Source organism: Algoriphagus resistens (assembly GCF_001442615.1).
Classification (GTDB): Bacteria; Bacteroidota; Bacteroidia; order Cytophagales; family Cyclobacteriaceae; genus Algoriphagus; species Algoriphagus resistens.
Genome location: NZ_LMXN01000002.1, coordinates 521,993 through 547,581, shown reverse-complemented (window position 1 = coordinate 547,581; position 25,589 = coordinate 521,993). Strand labels below are relative to the sequence as shown.

General features: G+C 40.7%; 20 protein-coding genes. 14 read left to right on the top strand and 6 right to left on the bottom strand.

Annotated elements, in window-relative coordinates:
* Positions 1 to 2 precede the first annotated feature (2 nt).
* The gene (gene metH / locus AS141_RS05565) at positions 3 to 2,699 is read left to right on the top strand and encodes a methionine synthase (RefSeq protein ID WP_057936629.1); all 2,697 of its coding nucleotides are present in this window, start codon (positions 3 to 5) and stop codon (positions 2,697 to 2,699) included.
* On the top strand, positions 2,696 to 3,649 hold the full coding sequence (gene metF, locus AS141_RS05560; protein WP_057936628.1) for a methylenetetrahydrofolate reductase [NAD(P)H]: 954 nt from the start codon (positions 2,696 to 2,698) through the stop codon (positions 3,647 to 3,649). Before metH ends, metF begins: the two co-directional genes overlap by 4 nt.
* 62 nt (positions 3,650 to 3,711) lie before the next feature.
* On the opposite strand, the gene AS141_RS05555 is transcribed toward metF, so the two are convergent.
* Positions 3,712 to 4,233, bottom strand: a complete 522-nt coding sequence (locus AS141_RS05555; RefSeq protein ID WP_057936627.1) for a hypothetical protein — start codon at positions 4,231 to 4,233, stop codon at positions 3,712 to 3,714.
* A 495-nt stretch (positions 4,234 to 4,728) separates the two neighbouring features.
* Between AS141_RS05555 and AS141_RS05550 the strand changes: the two genes are divergently transcribed.
* Together AS141_RS05550 and AS141_RS05545 are read left to right on the top strand one after the other, a co-directional pair.
* Complete coding sequence (locus AS141_RS05550) at positions 4,729 to 5,169, top strand: DinB family protein (RefSeq protein WP_057936626.1); 441 nt, start codon at positions 4,729 to 4,731, stop codon at positions 5,167 to 5,169.
* Positions 5,170 to 5,358: 189 nt separating this feature from the next.
* The gene (locus tag AS141_RS05545) at positions 5,359 to 6,951 is read left to right on the top strand and encodes a MutS-related protein (RefSeq protein ID WP_057936625.1); all 1,593 of its coding nucleotides are present in this window, start codon (positions 5,359 to 5,361) and stop codon (positions 6,949 to 6,951) included.
* Between the two features lie 109 nt (positions 6,952 to 7,060).
* Here the strand turns inward: AS141_RS05545 and AS141_RS05540 are convergent, their stop codons facing one another.
* From AS141_RS05540 to AS141_RS05530, 3 genes are all read right to left on the bottom strand, one after another.
* On the bottom strand, positions 7,061 to 8,353 hold the full coding sequence (locus AS141_RS05540) for a D-alanyl-D-alanine carboxypeptidase (RefSeq protein ID WP_057936624.1): 1,293 nt from the start codon (positions 8,351 to 8,353) through the stop codon (positions 7,061 to 7,063).
* Positions 8,354 to 8,355: 2 nt separating this feature from the next.
* Positions 8,356 to 8,736 carry a DUF423 domain-containing protein gene (locus AS141_RS05535; protein WP_057936623.1) on the bottom strand — a complete coding sequence of 127 codons (381 nt, stop codon included), beginning with the start codon at positions 8,734 to 8,736 and terminating at the stop codon, positions 8,356 to 8,358.
* 186 nt (positions 8,737 to 8,922) lie between these two features.
* Positions 8,923 to 9,861, bottom strand: coding sequence for a GNAT family N-acetyltransferase (locus AS141_RS05530; protein ID WP_057936622.1), 939 nt, complete (start codon positions 9,859 to 9,861; stop codon positions 8,923 to 8,925).
* 303 nt (positions 9,862 to 10,164) lie between these two features.
* Here AS141_RS05530 and AS141_RS05525 point away from each other — a divergent pair, with 303 nt between their 5' ends.
* The 5 genes from AS141_RS05525 (at position 10,165) to AS141_RS05505 (ending at position 17,648) form a co-directional block, all read left to right on the top strand.
* Positions 10,165 to 10,977: a polysaccharide biosynthesis/export family protein gene (locus AS141_RS05525; RefSeq protein WP_057936621.1), complete on the top strand. Its 813-nt coding sequence runs from the start codon at positions 10,165 to 10,167 to the stop codon at positions 10,975 to 10,977.
* A 5-nt stretch (positions 10,978 to 10,982) separates the two neighbouring features.
* The gene (locus AS141_RS05520) at positions 10,983 to 13,442 is read left to right on the top strand and encodes a GumC family protein (protein ID WP_057936620.1); all 2,460 of its coding nucleotides are present in this window, start codon (positions 10,983 to 10,985) and stop codon (positions 13,440 to 13,442) included.
* 98 nt (positions 13,443 to 13,540) lie between these two features.
* Positions 13,541 to 14,263, top strand: a complete 723-nt coding sequence (gene kdsB / locus AS141_RS05515) for a 3-deoxy-manno-octulosonate cytidylyltransferase (RefSeq protein ID WP_057936619.1) — start codon at positions 13,541 to 13,543, stop codon at positions 14,261 to 14,263.
* A 121-nt stretch (positions 14,264 to 14,384) separates the two neighbouring features.
* Entirely contained in the window at positions 14,385 to 15,194 is an 810-nt protein-coding gene (locus AS141_RS05510; RefSeq protein WP_057936618.1) for a polysaccharide biosynthesis/export family protein, read from the top strand.
* A gap of 6 nt (positions 15,195 to 15,200) precedes the next feature.
* Positions 15,201 to 17,648: a GumC family protein gene (locus tag AS141_RS05505; protein WP_057936617.1), complete on the top strand. Its 2,448-nt coding sequence runs from the start codon at positions 15,201 to 15,203 to the stop codon at positions 17,646 to 17,648.
* A gap of 865 nt (positions 17,649 to 18,513) precedes the next feature.
* On the opposite strand, the gene AS141_RS05500 is transcribed toward AS141_RS05505, so the two are convergent.
* Positions 18,514 to 19,218, bottom strand: a complete 705-nt coding sequence (locus AS141_RS05500) for a sugar transferase (RefSeq protein ID WP_057936616.1) — start codon at positions 19,216 to 19,218, stop codon at positions 18,514 to 18,516.
* A gap of 419 nt (positions 19,219 to 19,637) precedes the next feature.
* On the opposite strand from AS141_RS05500, the gene AS141_RS05495 reads away from it, so the two are divergent.
* From AS141_RS05495 to AS141_RS05475, 5 genes are all read left to right on the top strand, one after another.
* Positions 19,638 to 20,120, top strand: coding sequence for a helix-turn-helix domain-containing protein (locus tag AS141_RS05495; RefSeq protein WP_232424826.1), 483 nt, complete (start codon positions 19,638 to 19,640; stop codon positions 20,118 to 20,120).
* 262 nt (positions 20,121 to 20,382) lie between these two features.
* Complete coding sequence (locus AS141_RS05490; RefSeq protein ID WP_057936615.1) at positions 20,383 to 21,597, top strand: winged helix-turn-helix domain-containing protein; 1,215 nt, start codon at positions 20,383 to 20,385, stop codon at positions 21,595 to 21,597.
* A gap of 165 nt (positions 21,598 to 21,762) precedes the next feature.
* Positions 21,763 to 23,190: a serine hydrolase domain-containing protein gene (locus AS141_RS05485; protein WP_057936614.1), complete on the top strand. Its 1,428-nt coding sequence runs from the start codon at positions 21,763 to 21,765 to the stop codon at positions 23,188 to 23,190.
* A 110-nt stretch (positions 23,191 to 23,300) separates the two neighbouring features.
* Positions 23,301 to 24,068, top strand: a complete 768-nt coding sequence (locus AS141_RS05480; protein ID WP_057936613.1) for an amidohydrolase family protein — start codon at positions 23,301 to 23,303, stop codon at positions 24,066 to 24,068.
* Between the two features lie 165 nt (positions 24,069 to 24,233).
* Positions 24,234 to 24,743, top strand: a complete 510-nt coding sequence (locus tag AS141_RS05475; RefSeq protein WP_057936612.1) for a DinB family protein — start codon at positions 24,234 to 24,236, stop codon at positions 24,741 to 24,743.
* Positions 24,744 to 24,890: 147 nt separating this feature from the next.
* On the opposite strand, the gene AS141_RS05470 is transcribed toward AS141_RS05475, so the two are convergent.
* Positions 24,891 to 25,559, bottom strand: a complete 669-nt coding sequence (locus AS141_RS05470; protein WP_057936611.1) for a YggS family pyridoxal phosphate-dependent enzyme — start codon at positions 25,557 to 25,559, stop codon at positions 24,891 to 24,893.
* Between the last annotated feature and the right edge of the window lie 30 nt (positions 25,560 to 25,589).

The window sequence follows — 25,589 nt, the reverse complement described above, 5'->3', positions numbered from 1 at the left end:
AGATGGTAAGAAATAATTACATGAAACTATCAGGCTTAGAGCCTTTGGTATTTACCCCTGAAATCAATTTTGTCAATGTAGGTGAGCGGACCAATATTACCGGTTCGAAGAAATTTGCCCGCTTGATATTGAATGGGAACTACGATGAAGCGCTAGAAGTAGCTTTGGATCAGGTAAGGGGCGGTGCGCAGGTGCTCGATGTCTGCATGGATGAAGGAATGTTGGATGGGGAATTTGCCATGGTCAAATTCTTAAATCTGATTGCCTCAGAGCCGGAGATTTCCAGGATCCCGATTATGATCGATAGTTCTAAATGGAAGATCATTGTAGCTGGATTGAAGTGCGTGCAGGGAAAAGGAATTGTCAATTCTATTTCTCTCAAGAACGGAGAAGATGAATTCATTCAGCAAGCCAAAACCGTAAAGAAATTTGGCGCCGCTGTGGTGGTGATGGCTTTTGATGAAGAGGGGCAGGCTGATACCTACCAGAGACGCATAGAAATCTGTGAGAGAAGCTATAGAATACTCGTTGATCAAGTGAAGTTTAATCCTCAGGATATAATTTTTGATCCCAATATCTTTCCTGTGGCAACAGGGATGGATGAGCATCGCAAGAACGCGTTGGATTTTTTCAATGCGACTAAATGGATCAAAGCAAATCTTCCCGGCGCCAAAGTGAGTGGGGGGGTAAGTAACGTAAGTTTTTCATTCAGGGGAAACAATCCTGTAAGAGAAGCGATGCATGCTGCCTTCTTGTACCATGCCATCAAGAGCGGAATGGATATGGGGATTGTAAATCCTACCATGTTGGAGATTTATGATGACATCCCAAAGGACTTGCTGGAACGGGTAGAGGATGTGCTTTTTGACCGAAGGGAAGATGCCACTGAGCGTATGCTTGATTTTGCAGAAACTGTAAAGTCAGCTGATAAGAAGGAAGTAGTAAATGAAGCCTGGCGTTCAGACCCGGTTGCTAAGCGGATGGAGCATGCCTTAGTTAAAGGAATCCTGGACTTTATCGTAGAAGATACAGAGGAAGCAAGGATTGAGCTTAAGAACCCGCTGAAGGTCATCGAAGGTCCTTTGATGGATGGGATGAATGTAGTAGGTGATCTATTTGGAGAAGGTAAGATGTTTCTTCCCCAGGTAGTGAAGTCTGCCCGGGTGATGAAGAAAGCAGTAGCTTATTTAGAGCCTTTTATGCCACTACCGGAAGAAGGCCAAGAAGCATCTTCGTTGAAAAAAATCTTGCTGGCAACAGTAAAAGGCGATGTGCATGATATCGGAAAGAATATCGTAGGTGTGGTTTTGGCGTGTAACAGCTACCAGATTATTGATTTGGGAGTAATGGTAGATGCGCAGAAAATCATTGATGAAGCCGTCAGAAACAAGGTGGATATCATCGGGCTGAGCGGTCTGATCACCCCTTCGTTAGATGAGATGGTGAATGTGGCCCAAGAAATGGAGCGGCAGGGTATCAGGATTCCATTGCTTATCGGAGGTGCTACTACGTCCAGAATCCATACAGCGGTAAAAATAGACCCTGTTTATAGCGGGACAGTAATCCATGTAATGGATGCGAGTAAATCTGTCCCAATCGCGGGAGAGGCTATCTCGGAAGAAACCAAGGAAGCTTATAGACTGAAATACAAAGAAATTTATCAACAGCTTAGAGTAGAGCATGAAGCCAAGCAATCTGTAAAACAGCTGGTTTCTTACCAGGAGGCAAAAGCCAATCCGGTAGCGATTGATTGGAGCTCATTTGTGCCCGTAGTGCCCAAGAAACTAGGAAGAACAGTCCTTAAGGACCTTGATCTGAATATTATCCGCAAATACATTGACTGGACTCCTTTCTTCAGCACGTGGATGCTAAGCGGGAAATTTCCTAAGATATTTTCGGACCCTATAGTCGGAGCTGAAGCCAAGAAAGTCTATGATGAAGCGAATGAGATGCTGGATAAAGCAATAGCTGAGAAATGGCTTTCTGCAAATGCAGTAGTTGGATTGTATCCTGTACAGCGAACAGATGATGATGCGGTTGTATTTGATGAAGCTGGAAATAAGAGAGCATCCTTTCATTTTTTGCGACAGCAAGGCAAAAAAGGCAAAGGCGTACCGAATCGTTCTTTAGCTGATTATTTACATCCTACCAGGCAGGATTACATCGGGTGCTTTGCGGTGACTTCAGGTATCGGCATGGAAGCCAAACTTGCTGAATTCCAAAAAGCGGGAGACGATTACAATGATATCTTGTTCAAATCCATTGCAGATAGACTGGCTGAAGCTGCAGCAGAATATATCCATGAGCTTGTCCGAAAAGAGTACTGGGGTTATTCTCCTGAGGAAAATCTGGAAAATGACTCCTTGGTTCGGGAAGAGTACCTAGGTATCAGACCGGCACCTGGATATCCGGCTTGCCCGGAACATTCTGAAAAGGTTACGATCTCTCAGCTTTTGGATATGGAGAATGAAATTGGGATCGAATTGACTTCAAGCTATGCAATGTATCCTACCTCCTCCGTTTCAGGCTATTTCTTTGGCAATCCCGAAAGTAAATATTTTGGACTTGGGAAAATAGGAGAGGACCAGGTGGCCAGTTACGCAGAGCGAAAGAGGATTTCTCTCCGTGATGCAGAGCGGTTACTTTCTCCAAATCTTGCTTATCAACCTAATTTAACCCTAGTAGAACCTACCGAATGAAAATTACCGAACACCTGGAAAACTCTAAAAACACACTGTTTTCCTTTGAAATCCTGCCCCCTTTAAAAGGTCAAAGTCTGAATGAATTATTGGAAGGAATAGCGCCATTGATGGATTTTATACCCCCGTTTGTAGATGTGACCTATCATAGAGAGGAATATATTTATAAAAAACATCCAAATGGTTTGCTTGAAAAAGTAAGTACCAAAAAACGTCCGGGTACAGTGGGGATCTGTGCGGCTATCATGAACCGTTTCCATGTGGATGCAGTGCCACACTTACTCTGTGGGGGCTTCACAAAAGAAGAAACGGAAAATGCACTGATTGACCTGAATTTTATTGGGGTAGAAAATGTATTGGCGCTAAGAGGTGATGCCCCAAAAACTGAGGGTAGGTTTATCCCTGAACCCGAAGGGCATGCGTACGCCAGTGAATTGGTCGAACAGATCCAACGGATGAACCAAGGACGGTACCTACATGAAGAAACGGAGATCGGTTTTCAGACTGACTTCTGTATAGGAGTGGCAGGTTATCCGGAAAAACACTTTGAAGCTCCTTCCATGAAATTTGATTTGAAATACCTGAAAGAAAAAGTAGCTAAGGGAGCTGAGTATGTTGTTACCCAGATGTTTTTCGACAATAAGAAATATTTTGAATTTGTGGATCAGGTACGGGCAGCAGGGATTGATGTGCCTATTATTCCGGGAATCAAACCAATTTCGACTCTTGGCCAAATAACCATGCTCCCCCGTACTTTCTTTCTCGACCTTCCGGATCCTTTGATGGAAGAGCTGGATAAATGTAAGACTAATGCTGACGTAAGAGAAGTAGGTATTGAGTGGGCAGTGCAACAGTGTAAGGAACTTGTAAAAAACAAGGTGCCATCACTTCATTTCTACACGATGAGTAAGGCAGCAACTACCTATAAAATAGCCAGAGAGGTATTTTAAAACAGAAAGGGCTTCCCAAAATTACAGGAAGCCCTTTCTGTTTAGAATGACTGGTTTGGTGATTAGTCTTTGTTAAGCTCTCTGGTGATTTCTTCGTATTTCTTTTTAGTCTCGTCACTTAGTTTATCGAAGTTTTTGCCTAACCAATCAAGGCTTTCTTGGGTAGCTTCTTCAACGTCTTCAGTGGTGTTTTTAGCGCCGGTTTTCATGTCTTCAGCTGTCTTATTCCACCAGGTCTCCACATTTTCCATGTGCATATTGGCGGTTCTCTCAAAGTTCTCAGCTTCTGTTTTAGCATTTTTCACTACGGTTTCATACCGTTCTTCTATCATATCCAGGTTTTCATCCTCTACTTTGAGGTCGTTGTATACTTTCTCAGCTCTGGAATCTAAACTGTCATACCGCTGGTCTATTGCTGACCAGTTATGCACGGGCACGATCTGAACAGCACTTTCTACGCTGTCCACATAATTCTCAAGATTCTCAGTAGCCTGAACCCTATCTTCTTCTGTGTAGTTTTTAGTCTCACAAGAAGTAATAACCAAGACTGCTGCTCCAATAATTAGTGTTGCTGTCGTTTTCATGTTCACGTTGATTTGGTTTAAAGATTTTGGTGGTTTCTTTCCATATCCCTACAATACTGTTACCAGGCTTTCGTTTGAAATTATTTTTGGGCTTAAAACAGCGCTAATGGAGGTGATTTCGGGCTTTATACCATGATTTTTTATAATTCGGTGACTTTGCTTTTTGAATTAAACTCCACACATTATGAAATTAATTGCCCAATTGTTCCCTAGTAAATCCAACCATACCCTTTAATTACAAGTTTGGAGTGAACCGGTTGGCCCAAAATAGTGCGGCGTTTTAGTTTATGTTATTTAGCTTTCAAAAATCGTTATTTTTGACAAATCGGCTACAACCCGGTCGACCCGGAGATGTTCCTGTCCGGCGCCAGGTGGAAATGCGGCCTATAAAAACAATTACAAACAGATGAAATCGAGCATGTTGCAGGCGGCACACACTGGAATGATTATCCGGAATGCGAGATTCCATCTGACCATAAAACATCAATCATAAACATGAAAGAATTTTTAAAGGAGCTTTTCGAATATAATTATCAGACAAACAGAGAATTATGTGAGCGGTTTAAGTCCTATAATTACCAACTGGATACTGAGCTTTGTAGACTTGCCAATCATATCCTGAATGCCCAGCAGGTCTGGATTTCCAGAATCAATCAAATCAAATCCCAGGTAAAGCCATGGGATGAATTTCCAATTGAATCTTTTTCACAAAGGAATGAGAATCTCAATATAGAAGTCAAAAAGATGCTGGAAAACAGAGATGCTGAGGAAGTGATTGTCTATCAGAATTTTGCAGGAGATAGGTTTGAAAAAAAGCTATTGGATATTCTGATGCATCTGATTAATCATTCTACCTATCACCGGGGGCAGATCGCCATGCTTATGCGGAAAGCAGGGATGGAACCCATTAGTTCTGATTATATCCATTTTAAATGACATTGAATTGGGTTGATAACCCCAGAAAACTGATCAATGAACGCCCGTCTAAAGGAAATTGGCCGGAATTAGAATCCTCAATACACTGCTGGATACTAGTGTGGTCGGCTTTCTTTCATTTAGTCATACAAGTTTAAAATTCAGTATCTTACTGCCCGATCACCTCACTAAGTAGTTTTAATTAAGAAAATGTTCAAATCCCGAAAAAGGCAAAATGAACAACTTTTGGCCACTTATTCAAAAATTAAAAAAGGATCCTTTTACTTTAACAGTATTGGGGAATACTTTTTAAAGAGCAATAAAGCAGCAGCCTTTCAGGTGGTTTCTGATCGGACTTATTTCGATCTCGATCTGGATGAGGTTTTCATGCTTATTGACCGCACCTTATCCAAGGTAGGACAGCAATACCTGTATAATTGTTTCCGTACTATCCCCGGAAATTCTGATAGATTCGAAAGATCAGAATACCTGATCAAAGTTCTTAATGAACGTCCTAAACTTAAGGAAGCTGTAGTAGTGCAACTTGCCAGGCTAAAAAATAGCGAAGCCTACTATATTTCTTCCTTATTTTTAGCCGATCATTTCCCTAAACCTAAGTGGTTTTTTGTAGTACCGCTTCTGTCACTTATTAGCCTAGTTTCCCTTTCGCTATCCCTGTTTTTTCCTCAATTTCTAATGCTTGTAGTGCCGGTTTTGGCAGTCAATTATTTCATCCACTATTGGAACAGGGAAAAATTTGTCCAATATAGTGGCTCAATCCTTCAATTACTCACGCTGAATCAGGTTGCTAAAAAAATTGTGATGGCGGAGGTATTAGCGAAAAAAAATGAAGAAATCATTGAATCTATTCAATCCATCGATAGCATTGGAATCAGGATGTCTCTTTTCAAACTGGAGGCTAAGTTCCAGAGTGATTTCGGGCAGGCCGTAGAGAGTCTTGCAGATAGTATAAAAGCCCTGTTTCTCATTGAGCCTATTGTATTCTTTAGCGTACTGAAGGAACTTGACTCTAAGAGAAATGACATTCACCGGCTATTTGTGCTGGTTGGGGAAATCGATGCAGCCATATCTATAGATTCATTGAGAAATGAACTTCCCTACTATTCACTCCCAATCATCGTAGACAGGAAAAAACATTTATATGCCAGGGATATTTATCATCCTCTTCTTCTTGATTCAGTCGCAAATTCTATAGACATTGATAAGAAATCAGTGTTGCTAACGGGCTCTAATATGTCAGGCAAATCCACATTTATACGTACAGTCGGTATAAATGCCATTGTTGCCCAGACGTTAAATACCTGCTTTGCCCGAGAGTTTTCACTCCCGCGGCTGAAGGTATATTCCGCGATAGGGATCTCTGATGATCTCATGAATGACAAGAGCTATTATTTCGAGGAGGTGCTTGCAATTAAAAACATGCTGGATGAAAGCAGGTCTGGAACCCAGAACCTTTTCCTCTTGGATGAAATGTTCAAAGGAACCAACACCATAGAGCGTATTTCAGCAGGAAAATCCGTTCTGGATTTTCTAAATAAGGAAGACAACATAGTTTTCATTTCCACTCACGATATTGAACTCACAGCGCTTCTAAATGAAAGCTACAGTCTTTATCATTTTACAGAAATGGTGGAAGGTGAAACTATTCTGTTTGATTTCAAACTCAAAGCCGGACAGCTCAAAACCACCAATGCCATCAGAATATTGGAATTGAATAACTATCCCCATGAGATAATAGCTGAAGCCCGCAAACTGTCAGTACAGATCAATAAAATAAGATAGTGTCCTAATTTCCATTACTGCATAAGTTAGCTTATGCTTTTTCGATAGGTAGCATAAACATTTTTCATCCGGGTAGAACAGCTGGTTCGTCCCTCAGGTAAATCGTAAATCAAAGCATATCCCTGACCATCATCATCACCTTCTCCATTTCCTTTCTTACCTCTGAAGCCTTGTAAGGATAATTGGAGTTCATAAAAGCAAAACAGTAATATCTTCCGCTTTTACCTTTGAGCAGTCCCACTAGACTATGATTATTGCTCATGGTTCCGGTTTTGCCGAAAATATAGGGCTGCTCTGCCTTATAGCTGTTTTCCAATGTCCCTGATACTCCACCTGCAGGCAGCAATTCAAATAATTGCTGATCTGGCATCATACGATAGATCTTTTCGAAAAGTGCGACCATCGAACGGGGAGTAATCAAATCATGTCTGCTCAAGCCGCTTCCGTCTACCCACTGTGGCTCGTCTGGCAGATCGAACAGGTATGTTTTGAGCATGTATTCGATGGCCCGTTCGGTATCCAGTCGCTGAAACAGCCGGTCCGAAATCATCAACATCAATTGCTCAGCCAAGAAATTGTCACTTTCCAGCATCATTTCCTTTAAGATCGGAAAAAGCAGTGTGCCACGGAGAACCTCGTGATTTGAAGGCAAACTATCAGGCTTATATACCCATTCTTTTCCGGTGGCCTCAGAGGCAAGTTGGGTGAATAGCTCAGGGGTATAGATGAAAGGAATGAATTCCTCTCTTCCTCTAAAATTATTAGGGTTGTAATAGAATCTATTGCGGTGAAATTCCCGCTCTAATTCACGGATAGTCCGCTCTGTAGGAAATACATCAGCCTGAAAACCGGAAGGAAATACCGTAGGTCCGTTGCCGACTTTTTTTACCTGGACCAGGTTGCCATAGATAGGTAATGAGGAGCGTTCGGCGGAATAATTGTAATAATAATCATCCCACTGCCAGCCATAACCCAATGGTGGGGACATCATATTTGCATCCGAAAATATGACCTGATTGTACGGCTCTAAAAGTTCTGCAATTCCAGGCGGATCAAATTTCTTATAGTGCCAGGTAGGATCACCGCTTCCCCAGATTCTAATTGTTTTTCCGTCCCTGATGTAGCGAAGTGTCTGCGTGCTGTCACCAAGTACGACCAGGGAAGAAAATAAGGTAAAGAGTTTGGTTGTGGAGGCAGGAATAAATCTCTGCTGACTGTTTTTTTCATAAAGTACAAGCTGAGAATCCAGATCATACAGCATAAAGCCAGTTAAGTGACCACTGAAGAAACTTGTTTCTCCCAACGCCTCTTCCAGTTTGATGAATTGGTTTCGGCTGAGCTGGGCAAAAGATAAGTTGTAAAGAACTAACAGGAGAAGGGTAAAGTAACAGGTTTTCCGCATTGTTAATTTTTGGTTGCAGGGGCAAGGAAAACAAGAATCCATCCAAAAATAAATGCCAACCCACCCAGAGGAGTGATGGCACCCAGCCAGGTGATACCGGTCAGGGAAAGAAAATACAAGGAGCCCGAAAAGATAATAATGCCTGCTATCATGCAAATGGCTGCAAGACTAAGTCTTCTCCAGGAAGGCTTTAGTGTAATAAGGATCCCTATCATCATAAGTGCAAGTGAATGATAAAAGTGATATTTCACTCCCGTTTCGAACACTTCTTCCTTGCCTGTTTCATCCAAAATTTCCTGTAATCCATGTGCTCCAAAGGCACCTATTCCCACCGCAAGCATTCCGAAAACTGCTGCTGTCTGTATGATTTGTTTTCCGTCCATGCTTATTAAATTACCTGCAGATTTTGCTAGAAACTACTTTTAACCCGCAATATGCATTAGAATTTTCAATGGATTATAATGATGGACGCGAAAGGATAGTTCAATCAAACTCCTTGCGTACCTGAGTTCTAAAATCCAGATTTACGGTCAGTTTAGTTATCCTGTTCTCCAGAAACCTGGCTAGCTTTAAAATACTTCCAAATCCCCCAGGCTCCAGGCCCAAGGTTTATGAAGCAGGTCATCCGAAGTTGTTACTTTGCGAAGCGTCACTTCAGGTCCTATGGACATTACAGGTAATAAGCCCATTTCAATAGGAAAATCGTTGTGGAACTGGAGTCCTGAAAATGAAGTAAATCTTACCCTTTCATTTTTTTGGATAGCTTTCAGGCGAATATTCAACTGTTTTTTTTCAGTTAAACCAAATCCTGAAAGAGTGAAAAAATCCACGATTCTCAACTCTTTTCCGATTTTCCCATCTTTGATTCTATAGATTAGAAGGTGTGTTTCTCCATCGCTCACAAAATGATATGGAAAAAGAGGACAAGCCTGGTATCGCCAGTTGAGGTATCCACCCACAAGATTCGTCTGGATCCTGCCTGAATTAGAGCATTCGTTTTCTATTTTCCCAATAAGGTCAGCAATGCTCGGCCAATCAGAGGATGTGGACTGATTCTTTTTCTTGCTTAGGCTAAGGTTGAAGTACATTTTAAGAGGAAGCTTTCCCCATTTCTCCCAGCCCATGCCCAAATATCCAGGAAGGCTTTTTGAATTGGGGGTATTGAAAATGAGTTTTACTCCATCTTCTTTGAGTTCCTCGATAAGAGAAAGAGTAAGGGCTTTGAAGACTCCCTGACCTTGATAATCGGGGTGGATGGCGGTGTCCACCGCTCTGCATGCTTTTATCAATTTGTGGTCCTGTCGGAATTCCCATCTTAAAAACACGCGTACCCCCAGGATACGTGCTTTTTCCTCTGCAACCAAGACCGGGGATGTACCAAAGGGATTCTCCACATGTTTCCAACGCCATAGTTCCTCGGATTTTGGAAGCAGGTTTTCTCCCAGAGAGGCTTTCAATAAATTAATAATTGAGGGAAAATCGGAAGAATCTGCCTTTCTTATTTGCATAGCATGAAGATAGGGAGTTTTTTGTATCCGGTTTTAGTCCAGTGATGAAATGGGACTGGTATAAAGCCAAGCTGTTTGTCAATCTTACCATCCACGGCTCACATTACCTTCATGCGGATTTTTGCGTTTTTCGACAAAAAAGATACCGAAATAAGGGATAAGTGATTTGTTGTAATCCTGTCAGCCCCACGGCTGCAAGCTTTATTCTGGATAGGATAGACCCATCGGGACATTTTTCACATGTAGGAAGTTCTCCCCAAGTAATTTTATATATTTGAGGCAAGCTAACTATATGCTTCTAGAATGAATAAAATCCTATTTTTCGTCAGTTTGCTGGTTTTTGCTACGAGTTGTATCAGCAATAAACGGATCACCTACCTACAAAACCTTCCAGAAAACACACCAATTGAGCTGAATGAGTTTATCCCTTTTGCTGAAGTAGATTACAAGTATATCTTACAGCCTTTTGATATAGTTGAAATTGATTTTGCTACTTCCGATCCTGAGCTGATTGAGGCTTTTTCTTTCCAAAATTCCCAGAACATCGGAGGAATGGGCAGCGCAGGGGGGGGAGGTGGTTCTGACCCCTTATATTTTAGAGGCTATTCCATAGATCAGGAAGGAAATGTGGAAGTGCCAAAGCTTGGGAAGATCAGGATAGCGGGCCTAACTGAAGAGGAGGCAAAGGATAGGGTCCAACTAGAAATCAATACCTATTTTAAGGAAGAAATCTACGTTAAATTAAGAATAGCAGGGATCAGGTATACCACACTTGGAGAGTTTAACTCAGTAGGTGTCAATGTTATATATAAGAACCGTGCAACTATTTTTGATGCCTTGGCCAATTCCGGAGAAACGACTTTGCTGGGAAAAAAGAACAAACTGTTTATCATTCGCCAGTACGATGGGGGAACGAAAATCCACCAGATTAACTTGAATGATCGGGCGCTGCTGGCCAGCCCCTTTTATTTCATCCAGCCGAATGATATCCTGTATATGGAGCCAATGAACATCAGGCAATTCGGAAATGCGGATAACCTAACGGCCTCCCTGGCGCTTTTTGCAGGATTGCTAGCTTCCACACTTTTAATTATTAATTTGGTGGTAGGTAACTAGTGGATATGGAGAAGTTAGACTTAAGCCAGTTAGACAATGAGGAAAAAGCACTGGAAATCAGGTATGTCATTGCCAAATACATACGCTATTGGCCATGGTATGTGCTCTTTATCTTAATATTTCTATTTGCAACCTTTCTGTTTCACCGATATACTGTAGATGAATATGAAGTGTCGGGATCTATGATGATCAAGACCAATACCTCTCCGGAAGCACGTATCCTCGATAGGTCAAATATTTTCTCTACCGGCCTTAACCTGGAAAATGATATTCTCCGGTTAAAGTCCAAAGGATTGGCACACGAGGCGTTGAAGAAACTTCATTTTGATGTGGAGTATTATGCTAAGACTACTATCAAAGCTATAGAGCTTTATGATCGGTCGCCGATCCGCATAGCTGTGGATTGGAACCATTTTCAGGTAACCGATCTACCTATTCAACTGGAAATATTATCTGAGGACACATTTACTATAACTAAAGAGGAGTCAGGCTTTATGGACTTCAATTCGGCGATGGCAGCAGGGGATGAGTCAATTTATAATAAGACCTACACGTTTGGAGAGGAAATAGAATCAGCTAAATCAAAGTTTACAGTTCATTTGGTCAACCCAAGTAGGGTTAATGAAGAGTTGATTTTTAAATTTAGAAATCCAAGTTCGTTGGAAGAGGCCTATGCCAAGTCTGTACAGGTGAGCTTACAAAACGAGTACAGTTCTGTGCTACGCCTAAGCACAACGACAAAAGTCGTTGAGAAGGGAAGGGATTACATCAATGCATTGATGGAGTCTTATATTGATTTTGACTTGAATGAGAAGAATAAGATCCAAGAGAATACCCTGGCTTTTATAGAAGAACAGCTGGGCTTTTTGGAGGACTCTCTTCAGCAAAAAGAAAGGGAGTTACAGGATTTTAAGGTTGAGAACAAGTTGCTTGATGTCTCTGCAGAATTTGCCAACATCCTGGGCAAAATGAACAACCTTGATGAGATGAATGCTGAGATTGATTATCAGCTGGAGTATTTTGGGCAGATTCGTTCCTATATGGAACAGAAAAGCAAGGATTTTTCCGATGTGATTGCACCTTCAGTTATAGGTGTTCCTGATCCTTTGCTTAATGGCCTGATTCAAACACTGGTTACACTTTCTCAGGATAGGAGAAAACTTCTCGCAACTGTTAATGAGAACCATCCGGAGGTATTGAAGATCGATGTGCAGATGGAAAAAGTGCAGGATGGACTTTTTGAGAATATTGTCAATCTAATTGAAAACACTAAACAGAAAAAGAAAAGTATAGAGCGGGATATACGTTTCTATGATGCTGAATTCTCTACCTTACCGGAGTCTGAATCACAGTATTCAGGGATTTTCAGAGAGTTCAAATTAAGAGAATCCCTCTATACCTATTTATTGGAGAAGCGGGCGGAAGCCGGAATCGCCAGGGCTTCCAATGTTTCAGATAATGCAATTCTAGATGCTGCAAAACGTGGGACACTGATTTTTCCGAAGAAGCAGCAGAACTATGGTCTGGCTATTGTTTTGGGTTTCTTGTTGCCGTTTGGCTTTGTGGTGGTGCGTGATATTTTTGACGATACAATCAAAGACCAGCGTGATCTGAAAAAGCATTTTATGATCCCACAGTTGGGTATTGTGGGGTTTAGTCTAAAGAATACCAATAAAGTAGTGTTGGACTATCCAAAATCTGCCGTAGCAGAATCGTTCAGATCACTCAGATCAGCTATTACTTACTTGGCAAGCGGGAAAAATACCAAGAGGATTTTGGTGACCTCCTCAGTTTCTGGGGAGGGCAAGACCTTCACCTCGTTAAACCTGGCCTCAGCTATGGCGTTGGGTTCTAAAAAAACAGTGGTTGTCGGCGGAGATTTGAGAAGACCCAAACTAGCTTCCTACTTTGGGGAGTCAGACCGGGTGGGATTGTCTACTTATCTCATTGGTAAAGTGGAAGCTGAGGAAATAGTGATTCCATCATCCCATGAAAACCTGTGGTTTGTACCCTCGGGGGTAATACCTCCCAATCCTGCCGAGCTATTGCAGACTCCCAGATTGACTGAGTTTTTGGATTTTTTGGATGCTAGGTTTGATGTGGTGATTTTTGACACTCCTCCAATGGGTTTAGTGTCAGAGACTATTGATCTGATGCGCCTGTTTGATATCAACCTCTATGTTGTAAGACAGAATTACACGGTGAAAGATCACCTGGTCATGATTAACGACCTTTTCAATAACAAGCAGGTCAAAAATGTGTATGGTGTATTTAATGGAATAGTTAATTCAGGGTATCATTATGAGGGGTATAATTATGGATATGGCAATACTTATTTGTATTCTCAAAACAACAAGTACATGTACAACTACTACGGCGACGATCTGGAAAGCAAGAAAAAGAAGATAAAGAAAAGCCAGGGGAATATCTTACAGAAATTCAAAAGGGCTTTTAAAGTAAAATAGGAGATTTCCAACTATTAGGTAGAAGATTTAAGACACTAACGTAAAATGCAGGTTACTTCTTGTCTCAATTGATAAAAGAAAATAAACATTAACCCACTATGCTTACCATTGCCGCTTTAATTCCAGCTAGATATGCCTCAACGCGATTACCATCCAAGCTTGTCCAGGATTTGGGAGGAAAAACTGTAATCCAACGGACTTTTTTGAGTACGGTAAAGACCGGAATATTTGACCAGGTATGGGTTGTCACTGATCATCACGATATAAAAGAGCAGATAGAGTCCTTAGGTGGCAAAGTGTTTGTAAGCAAAAAGGACCATGCCAGTGGATCAGATAGAATTGCTGAAGCATTGGAATACGTGGATGCGGATCTTATTGTAAATGTACAAGGTGATGAGCCTTTTCAGGACGAAAAATCGTTAAAGGATTTAGTTTCTGTTTTTAGAGATCCAAGGGTAGATGTGGCTTCTCTTAAGACTAGAATGGCTGTGGAAGAAGCAGGAAATCCCAATGCTGTGAAAGTAGTTACCGATTTATGGGGAGATGCATTGATTTTTTCCAGATCAGTTATACCTTTTAATAGAGAAGGAAAGGCCGAAGTCACCTATTGGAAACACATTGGAGTATATGCTTACAGAAAGAATATACTGCAGGAATTTACAGGATTGCCTAAGAGCGAGTTGGAATCTGTGGAAATGCTGGAGCAATTGAGACTGCTTGAGAACGGATATAGAATAAGAATGGTAGAAACAGTTTATCAGCCAATAGCAATAGATACTCAGGAAGATTTGGAAAAAGCCAGAAGATCCGTAGTTGAATAGATTGCACAATTATATCCATGAATTTCAGTAGTTTATTATCAAATTCATAAAAAATAATGAGGTTTGGGGTTAAATGCTTAAGTTTGCCCAGATTTTGCGAAGGAATATTAAAAATTTATATATGAGGAAGTTGTTAAAGGGGGTATCGTTTTCCCTTGTTTTTTTAATGGCCTTTGGCTGTATCTCAAATGAGAAAATCATTTATTTGCAAAATCTTGAGGAAAATCAGACAATAGAAGACGGGGAATTGATCGAATACGAGATACCTGAATACAAACTCCAATACAACGACATCATTGATGTCAATATCCAGACTGTAGAGGATATGGTTCAGCTTGGGTTTAATAATAAACCTCCTCAAACGAATGCCCAGATGGGAAATGTGTCCGCTCAAAGTGGTGGGGATATCTACTACATGACTGGTTATTCGGTAGATCAAAGCGGTAATATCAGACTTCCTATAGTTGGGGAAGTTCAGGTCAAGGATAAAACCCTGGAAGAGGCCCGACTGACTATAGAAGAAAGTATGCGAAAGTATGTGACCAGTGAGCTTTATGTCAAAGTAAAACTGGGAGGAGTTAGGTATTCAGCCTTGGGGGAATTCAGAAGACCGGGTAAATATGTGGTGCTTCAGGACAGGATGACCATTTTTGAAGCTATTGCAAATGCAGGAGATCTTACCACTGTGGCAAAAAGAGATGAAGTATTATTGATCAGACAGTATCCGGAAGGGACTAGACTACATAGAATTAATTTGTTGGATAGACAGGTGGTAGAGTCCCCATTTTATTTTATTCAGCCAAATGATCAACTGTATGTAGAACCGATGAAGGTAAGGGAAACCGGTACCGGTGAAAACACCGCTCAGACCCTGGCATTGCTATTTTCAGGTATATCTGCATTAGCCCTTATTTTAAATTTAATCAAATAAGCATTTATGTACCCGAATACTCCTAACCCTTCCAGTTCAGGGCAGAATCCTTTTATGGTGCAGAAGGAAGATGAAATTGATCTAAAAGTACTTCTATTTAACTACCTGCAGTATTGGGTACTGATAGTTGCATGCATGTTCGTAGGTGTAGTTGGAGCATTTCTGTTTAATAGATATGCTACAAATATTTTTAAGGTGGAGTCGAGTATCCTTGTAGAAGACGAAGAACCTGCTCTAGGGATGGATTTATTTGAGTCTTCAGGGCTGGGTATGCTGCAGGGCAAGAGTAATATTGAAAATGAAATAGGGATTTTAAAGTCATTTTCCTTAGCTGAGGAGGCAGTCACGGAGCTGAACCTGAACGTTCAGTATTATGAAGAGGGGTTTGTCTCCACCTCTCAGATTTATGATAAATTGCCTGTTTTGGTGTCTGTTGACTGGAAACAAGCGCAATTGGTGGGCGGGAGATTTAAATTGGAAGTCATAAATGAAGATTCATTTGAACTAAGCATAGAAAATGATGAGTTTAAAATTTTTAATCCCCAAGACCCACATTATAAGGTCTTACCGGAAGAGCCTGTATCTTTAAAGAAGTCTGTTTATAATTTTGGTCAGGAAATTAAAGGTGAAAATTTTTCCTTTACTATTGATCAGATATCCGCCATACCTGGTGATGTTATTTTATTTAACCTGGTAGATACCCCATCCTTGGCATTAAAATACCGTGAGGAGTTAACCGTTTCTCCGCTTAATAAGCAAGCTTCTATTTTGTCTTTGAGTTTAGAAACTCCGGTAAGAAGACTGGGAGAGGATTACGTCAATAAGTTGATGGAAATGTATCTGGCCCGGGAGCTGGATGAAAAGAACAGAGCATCGGAGAATACTGTCCGGTTTATCAACGAGCAGCTTTCCGGAATTTCTGATTCGCTTAGATTCTCAGAAAATAAGCTCCAGCAATATAGAACCGAGAACAAGGTATTTAATCTTTCTGAAGAAGGCTCTGTGATTTTTGAGAGAATGCAGGAGCTGGAAAAACAGAAGGGGGAAGCTGAAATAAATCTGAAGTATTACCAAGTATTGCAGGATTACCTGAACTCCAATCAAACAGGCGATATGGTGGCCCCTTCTGTTATGGGCGTTACAGATCCCTTATTGAATTCTCTTGTTCAAGCTTATAGCGAGCTTCAAGCTGAACAGAACAGATTGTCTGCTAACTTTACGGAAATAAGTCCTTCAGTGAGGGAGAATGCTTCTAGGGTTCAGAATATCAAAAAGCAGTTGCAGGAAAATGTAAGTTCTGCCTTGGGAAATACTGAGAACTTAATAGCTGATCTGAAAAGCCAGATACGTACGCTGGAAATGGATGTAAATTCCTTACCGGAGACAGAACGTAATTTGATAGGTATTCAGCGTCAGTTTTCGATACACGAAAATATATACGTTTACTTATTAGAGAAAAAGGCAGAAGCTGAGATTACAAAGGCCGCCAATACGCCGAAGAATTCTATTTTGGATTTTGCGAAGTCTGCCCAAGAGCCTGTTGCCCCCAAGCGGTCTTTGAATCTATTGATAGGCTTGATTTTAGGACTGATACTTCCTATAGGATTTATCACCATTAAGGATTTCTTAAATACTAAGATTGAGGATCCTAAGGAACTAGAAAATCAGATTAAAGTTCCTTTAATAGGAATGATCGGCAGAAATAATTCTGATGATGCGATTCCGGTTCTGAATAATCCCAGATCCACTGTCACAGAATCCTTCAGGTCTTTGAGGGCAGATATGTCTTATTTAAGCCCTCATAGGGATAATCTGACTATACTTTTTACCTCATCTATCTCGGGAGAGGGAAAAACATTTGTATCAATTAACGTGGCTTCTGTGTATGCCTTAATGGGCAAGAAGACTATCCTGATTGGATTGGATCTTAGGAAACCGAAAATTGCCGAGGACTTTGGTTTGGCAAATGATAAAGGAATGAGTACTTGTCTTAGTACTGACATACCTTGGCAGGATGTAGTAAAAACAACAGGGCATAAGGATATGGATGTGATCCTTTCCGGTCCTATTCCACCAAATCCAGCCGAACTGCTGTTGCAGGATAAGTTTGGACAAATTGTAAAGGAAATCAAGCAAGCCTATGATGTAGTGATATTTGACTGTCCTCCTGTGGGTTTGGTATCGGAGACAAAAGAACTTTTTGGATTTGCGGATATCAGTTTCTTTGTTTTCCGTCAAGGTTATTCTATGAAGGGTAATACACAGATTTTAAATAACCTAGTTGAAAAAGGCGGTGTATCCAAAATCTATGGTATTCTCAATGATGTCCATATTGATAAAGGTTATGGCTACGGTTATGGTTATGGCTACGGATACGGTTACGGAAATAACTCTTACGGATACCATGAAGAGGTGCAGTTACCTTGGTGGAAGCGGGCATTAAGGAGGAATTAAGATTTAAACAGTATTGTAATTACAAAAAGTATAAACATATAAGCTGAAAATTGATAGTAGGATAGTCTATTCAGTCATGATCAAGCTTGCAGCGTTTTAGCCCAAGATTTATAGCTTGGGTTATTTTTTTTGTATTACGCGGCTTTTTGGAATTCTTTTACCATCTGTGTTTGATCGCTATGACGGTTAGTTTTATGGACTTCTGTGGATGTGGTCTTTCTTCCATCGCTACTTCTATTATTCTGTCTCAGGATAGTATAAGTTTGACTTTAAATGGAACGTTGACCTATACGCAGCTTGTGTATCGATGCTCATTATTTCAGATTTGTAATCCGATTTTGACTGCCTGAAGAGAGCAATAAGGATGTTTTTGTGTTCCAAATTGGAATGAATAGAGGGACCAGATGTAACCCCTATCCATTTTCTTATCCGGTACATTCCCCGCCTAGCTGTACTGTAAATGGCCCGTAGGTTAAAACAAGGATCACCGGTCAGTTAGGGTTTCTGCATCCATTCACTTGGTAAACACTATGGGGATCAGTATCTACTTTGGTCGGATGTAAATTTCGTTTGTTCAATAGGTGAAGCATCACCGGAAACGATCCGTCAGTACATTCTTTCACCAGCTTAGTGTTTGTCGCTTACATCCCACACACCCTAAGGCGATGGCTGGGTTTTACGCTCCTAATTTATAAACCATAGAAGCTTGGGTACACTTCCTTAGTCGTAGAGTTTGAAAATTGAAGGCTTTTCTTGCAACGCTAAAAAAGCGTAGGAGAAGAAGAAAAGCGCAAGCGTTTCTTTCTTTAAAATTTTCGGGTTCCCTCAGGTTTGAAGTCAATCCTGCCAGTAATCTACCCACAAATCAATAAGCGTTTTCATCGCCCGAAAAAATGGTTTTAGCGGTGATCCAAATCAGTTTAAGATCAAATAGTACACTCCAGTTTTTAATATAATACATATCCAATTTGTATCTGAAATACACCGAATTAGGGAGTTCTGTCTCACCTCTATAACCTTTGGCCTGTGCCAGTCCGGTAATCCCCGGCTTGACCAAATGTCTATTTTCATAGCCTTCAATGAATTTCGCGTTCTCTTCATTTTGTGAGAGAATAAGAGGTCTTGGGCCTACCAAGGACATATTCCCATAAATTACATTAAATACCTGGGGCAACTCATCAATACTTGTTTTTCTTAATATTCTTCCTACTCTAGTTACCCTTGGATCATTTCTGGTAGCCTGTTTTAAATCATCCTGTTTACTGACAGTCATTGAACGGAATTTATAGCAGTTGAAGACTGAGTTGTATATGCCCCCCCGTCTCTGTTTGTAAAAAATTGGCCCTGGTGAATCAAGTTTAATCAGGATAGCTACAATGGGAAAAAGCCAGGAACCCATCACAATCATCAAGCCTATGGAGCAAAAAAGATCTATAAACCTCTTAATGCTGAGGTTATACCAATTCAGCTTCTCGGAGACTAAGATATCCCCTTGACCTGGTAGAAAGCCCGAGTTGACGCCAGGGTTTTCCTTTTCAGATTTGTTAGTTGGGTTGGCTGTTAGTTTCAAAAGTTATAAAAGCGGTAGGTATCTGACGCTTTAAAGATCGCCATAATTCCTTTTTTTTCAAAGGAACCTATTAAATAAGCTGCCTGAATTTATCAGAAAATCACTCTGTTGTGACCCAGTACAAAATAGAAGAAAGGGACTGTGCTGTAGGGGTAAGTGGTTGGTAGAAAAGGTAGTGCTTTTGGCAATTGGGGCGTTTCACCGGGGCGCGTGGAACTGCTTATAATCGATTCATCGATTGTCCTGCAGATAGTAAGGTTTGGTTAAGGTATTTATGTTTTTTGCCGGAACAATAATAGGAAACCCTAATACAACTTAAAAAAACAAGGGATTAATTCTTTAAATGACTAATTTATGAACCATAATCTGATAGCTTAAATCCAGACGAAATGTATTTACCGAATTAAAACAGCGTAAAAATGGGCAAAAATCCAGTAGAAGAGAAGCAGGCAGGAAGTATGATATACCCCAAAGTCTATCTGTACAGACGGGTAGTTCAGGCAAAGCTTTTCATTGACAGCAACTACGCAGGCAAAATAGACCTAGGCAATATTTCTGATGAGGCATATTTTTCTAAATTCCACTTTATACGCCTGTTTAAGTCAGCTTACGGAAAAACACCCCATCAGTATCTGAAATATGTCAGGATTGGAAAAGCCAAAGAACTGTTGAAGAATGGAGTTTCCGTGACCGAAGTGTGTTATTCGGTTGGATTTGAAAGTATTTCATCTTTTAGCGGGCTTTTTTCAAAGACAGTCGGTGTATCGCCATCGGTCTATTCGGCAGAGAATAAGAAAATCAAAGAAAAAATCAAGAAAGAACCACTTGCCTTTGTCCCAGGCTGCTATGCCTATCAGCATGGTTGGCTTGAGAATAGCATTTTTGAAGAAACCGGCAGTTAAGCCATTGCAGAGATATGTCTTGGGATTAAGATTCTAAAATTTAAGTCACAATTACATCAGTTACCACTACGAATATCCACCTGATTGACCAAGATAGTGCAAATGTGTTTACCTGAACAAACTGGGTTTTAAAGTAGTAGGAGACATCCTAATATGAGGGACACCTAGTGGCGGACCTTTTCCCATTCAGAACAGTCCGAATTGCAACTGTTGCTTTCCCGGTGAGAGAAAGGTTGCTGATACTGATATCAAGTATAAACAGATGAAGACAAGTCCGATGTTAAAACAGCTTCAGCGTATTACCTTGCAATGCCAAGGGTTAAGTAAAGCGTCTTCATTCGGAAAGGGGAAAGAAGCTGTGTTAGCTGCATTGGAACATCTTGGTTATATTCAAATTGATACTTTGTCGATCGTTGAAAGGGCACACCACCATACTTTATGGATCCGGGTGCCGGACTACCAAGTCGACTATTTAGACCAGTTGGTCGAAGAGCGTAAAATCTTTGAATATTGGTTTCATGCAGCATCTTATCTGCCTATAAGGGATTTTCGGTATGCTTTACCCCAAATGCTTCGCTTCAAACGAGGGGAGGCACGCTATTACACTAATGTAGATCCTAAAATCCTTAGCTACGTAAAGGATCGTATTCGTTTAGACGGTCCACAAAAAGTAAGGGATTTCAATCCCGTCGGTAAAAAATCAGGAAGTTGGTGGGATTGGAAGCCGGCAAAAGTAGCCCTGGAAAAACTCTTTATGCAAGGTGACTTAATGGTGTCTGGACGTAAGGGTATGGAAAAAATCTACGACCTAACCGAAAGGGTATTGCCCAGTGCAATCAATACCACAGAGCCTAGTCCTTTTGAATTTGCCGAGTACCTTGTCAAAACTCATTTGCGTGCTTATGGTGCTACCAGCATTAAACAGATACTGTATTTAAAAAGAGGGGAGGCACTCAGAAAAAATGTAGAGTTTGTTTTGCAGACAATGTTAGAAGCAAAAAAAGTGCGACAAGTAATCATTGACGGGATGCCCGCAATTTTTGTACTTCCTGCATTACTTGAAAATTCACGTAAGATATATTCTCCTGAAGTTCAATTGTTATCGCCTTTCGATAACTCGGTTATTCATCGTGAACGTGTAGAACAGCTTTTTAATTTTTCTTTTCGCCTCGAATGTTACACGCCTAAAGAAAAAAGAGAGTATGGCTATTTCTGCTTGCCCATTTTGTTTGGAGATGAATTTATTGGACGTGTCGATTGCAAAGCACATCGTAAAATCGGACAGTTGGAGCTGATTCATCTACACATCCTGGATAAACATTCCGAAGTCGAATCATGGTTAGGCCTTTTTGTTCGGGCGGTAGAGCGATTTTCTAATTTTAATGGATGTAATTCATTAAAGCTGACCAAAGTAAGTCCTGTTGCTTTAACGGATGAATTAAAGCAAGGCTTCATTAAATATGCATCCAATTCATAGAACTTCAATAGGAAAATCGACTGCATATTGTATTTGCGTAATGAGGGCCGAATGGGTAAAATTGAGTATTTTGTATTGTTGAAGTAAAAAGATACGGGCGGAAAGTGACCAGCTCCGAAATGCGTACTCCACTTTTCTGTGATTTCATCCACTAAGTCTATTACTATGCGAACACTCAACCTGATATTCGTTTTATTGATTTTATTTAGTTGTACACCTAAATCCGAAAAGGGAAAGGGATCTCTGGTGGAACGAATAGTTAGAATAGAGCACGGACTTAAGCCTAATCTCCAGATACAGGGAGATAGTATACCAAACTACACTATTGAGGAAAGAATGCGGGACCTTGGTATCCCCGGGCTGAGTATCGCTGTTATCAATAATGGTGAAATCGAATGGGCTAAAGGTTATGGCTTTGCTGATAGTTCTGAAAATCGCCCAGTAACCACTGAAACAATGTTTCTAGCGGGATCAATTAGCAAACCAGTTGCTGCTATCAGGGCGCACCAACTTGCAGAAGAAGGCATTATCAACCTGGATTCAAATGTCAACAAATACCTGACTAGTTGGAAAGTGCCTGACAATGATTTTACAAAACAAGAGAAAGTCACAACGAAGAGAATTCTAAACCATACCGCTGGTTTGACAGTCTGGGGATTTCCGGGTTATGATAAAGGCGACACTATTCCAAGTGTAGTAGATGTGCTGGATGGGAAAGGAAATACAGATTCAGTGCGTGTTTATAAGCAGCCCGGCGAAAGTTGGATGTATTCCGGTGGGGCCTACACTATTATGCAACTCATGCTTACAGACCTTGAAGGAAAGCCATTTCCGGAAATTATGCAGACCAATGTATTGAATCCTCTGGGGATGAGTGCAAGTACCTTTGAAAACCCCTTGCCACAGAGGTATCATGCTATTGCTGCAACCGGCTTTCGGGCTAATGGTGCAGAGGTAGAAGGGAAATGGCCAATATATCCTGAAATGGCTGCGGCCGGTCTCTGGTCCACTCCATCTCAACTTCTACTGTGGGCCAAAGAATTCCAACAGATCCAGCAAACACAAAAAGACGGCTTATTGAAAGTGAGTACGGTCAATGCAATGCTTACACCGGGTATGAACAATCATGGTCTTGGTCCAGGTGTTACTGAACATACCTTTGGTCATGGGGGGGCAGATGAAGGATTCAGGGCCAATTTAGTTGTGTGGAAAGAATTTCCTGTGGCTGTTGTGATCATGGTGAATTCTGACAACGGCAGTATTATTCAGGAATTATTGCTCAGTATAGCTAAAGAATATGATTTGCCAGGAATTGAACCAATGAGACGGGTCATAAAGGAGCAATCAGCAGAGCAACTTCATCGGTTTACAGGCAAATACAGCTTGCCCGAGATTGGTGATCTTCAGCTTGTAGTTAAGGAGAACGGACTAGAGGGCACCTCCGATTTTTGGAAGGATCCGGTTTTCTTTCTTCCGGAATCCGATACAACATTCTTTGATAAATCAGATGGTGAGTACATCAATTTTATCATTCAAGATGATGTTGTAACAGGTTTCAAGGTCCAACAATTCGTAGCAGATAAAATTGAATAACCTAGACTGGGTTCGCAGCGGTTGCATACAACGATTCTTAACTAGTGAATCAGATACTTTGGGAATTCTTGGATAGCTACAGATGTTAACGTTTGAGTCGCTTTTATGACATGGTAAATCAAAAAACAATAAAACTTTTCGATGGACATTTCCATAGTATTGACCCGAAATTTCCACTGGTAGAAAATAACGGTTTTCTGCCACCCAGCTTTACCCTGGAGGATTATAAATATGCGACTGACCAATATACAATAATAGGTGGTGCAGTAGTTTCGGGCTCGTTTCAGGCCTTCGACCAGGAATATTTGCTCGATGCTTTAAGAATTTTAGGAAATAGTTTTTTTGGCGTCGCCAACATTCCTGTCGGCATTTCTGACAAAGAACTGGAAAGACTGAGCAATTCTAATGTGGTTGCAGTGCGCTTTAATGTAAAAAGAGGGGGCTCCGAAAAAATTGAACACCTTGAAAAATTGGCCAACTACCTGTTTGAAAAGTATAATTGGCATACCGAACTTTACATTGACAATAAAGAGCTAAGACACCTAAAGCCGCTTTTACAGAATATCCCTTCGTTTTCTATTGATCATTTAGGCCTGACGCAGGAGGGATTGGAGGACCTATATTATTGGGTAGAAAAAGGGGTGAAAATTAAAGCAACAGGTTTTGGAAGAGTTGACTTTGATCCGATTCCAGTAATGAAAACGATTTATCAAATTAACCCCAAAGCGCTATTATTTGGAACGGATTTACCTTCAACCCGCGCCAAGGTACCTTTTTCAGATAAAGACGTACAATTGCTTATTGATAATTTTTCTGCTGAGGAACTTGATAATATTTTATATAAAAATGGGTTGGATTGGTATAGTGATAAAAAGTAAATTCGAACCAGAGCGGTAAACTGACGCTCCCTAGGCCAGGGCAACATTTGACAAACTAGGACTTTCAAAGGACTTGGTTCTTAACCCTCCGTGTATCGATGGATAAGCACCAGCTTTATAATACGCTGTATTTTGTAAGACCATACCGGTCATAAACCTAAAGCTATGGATAATAAGAACGTGATCAATTATATAATTGGGCAGCTTTTGAAGGTACAGAATGGGAAGCTCTGGGTCGGAGACAATTTGGAAAAAAAGATTAGTTCTATAACCGCTCAGGAAGCATTTACAAAACCATCTCCTGCAACCCATAGTGTCGCTGAATTGATTGCCCATCTTACAGCATGGAATAATGATACAATTTTAAAAATCAGGAATGGAATAGGCGAGCTCAGGGATAGTGATGGGCAAAATTGGCCAGACAATGATGAGCTTAAAAAGGCAGGATTGAATACTGTAATTCAGGATTATAGAGAAAGCGTTTCGCAAGTAGTAGAATTATTAAAGAATAAAGATGACTCCTTCTTAAAAGAGAAATACTATGACCAGGACTTCAAAAGCGAATTTGACTATTCATTTGCCATTAATGGAATGCTACACCATACCATTTACCACTTGGGTCAAATGGGAATACTAATAAAGCTGATAAAGGAGAGGCAAAATAGTCTACCGTAAATAATAAAATGAATAGGCAAATGGAGCTCATTTTTTTTTGCTACTGATCAACTGACCGCTGTTCCAAACACAAAAGTAGGATTTATTACAAAGCTCAGATTCTGCTACATGCCCACCGATCATACCCCGCTTTCCATAACTGAAAAATCAGCTCCTTCCCCCAAAGATAGCTGAGCCGATCCTGACTATGGTACTGCCTTCTTCCTGGGCGATCAGGTAATCTCCACTCATCCCCATGGAAATATCATCCAGCTGGACAAAGGCTGGAAGCTGAAGGGCTTTCAGTTCTTCAAAAAGGCTTTTTAAATTCCTGAATTCCTTTCTTACCTGATCTATGTCTTCGGTAAAAGTGGCCATGCCCATCAGCCCCTGAACGTTTACATGGGTGAGATTTAGAAAGTCCGGATTGGAAAGCATTTCATTTAACTCATTTTTGTCAAAACCGAACTTTGTTTCTTCTTCGGCAATATGTATCTGAAGTAAAACAGGTATAATCCTATTGATTTTTTTGCCTTGTTTGTTGATTTCTTTCAGTAGCTTAAAGGAATCCACTCCATGAATCAGATGCACAAAAGAAGCTATGTATTTGACCTTGTTGCTTTGGAGATGGCCGATCATATGCCACTTGACATCGTCGGGCATTTGAGCCTGTTTGGACTGGAGTTCCTGTACTTTGTTTTCACCGAAGTCACGTATCCCGGCTTGATATGCATCCATTAAGTCAGAAAGTGGCTTGGTTTTGCTTACTGCGACTAGCAAGCAATCTTCATTTATAAACGTTTTTTTTACTGCTAGTAGGTTTGCTTTAATGTCCATTTTCTATTTTTGTGCTTTATTTTTTCCAAA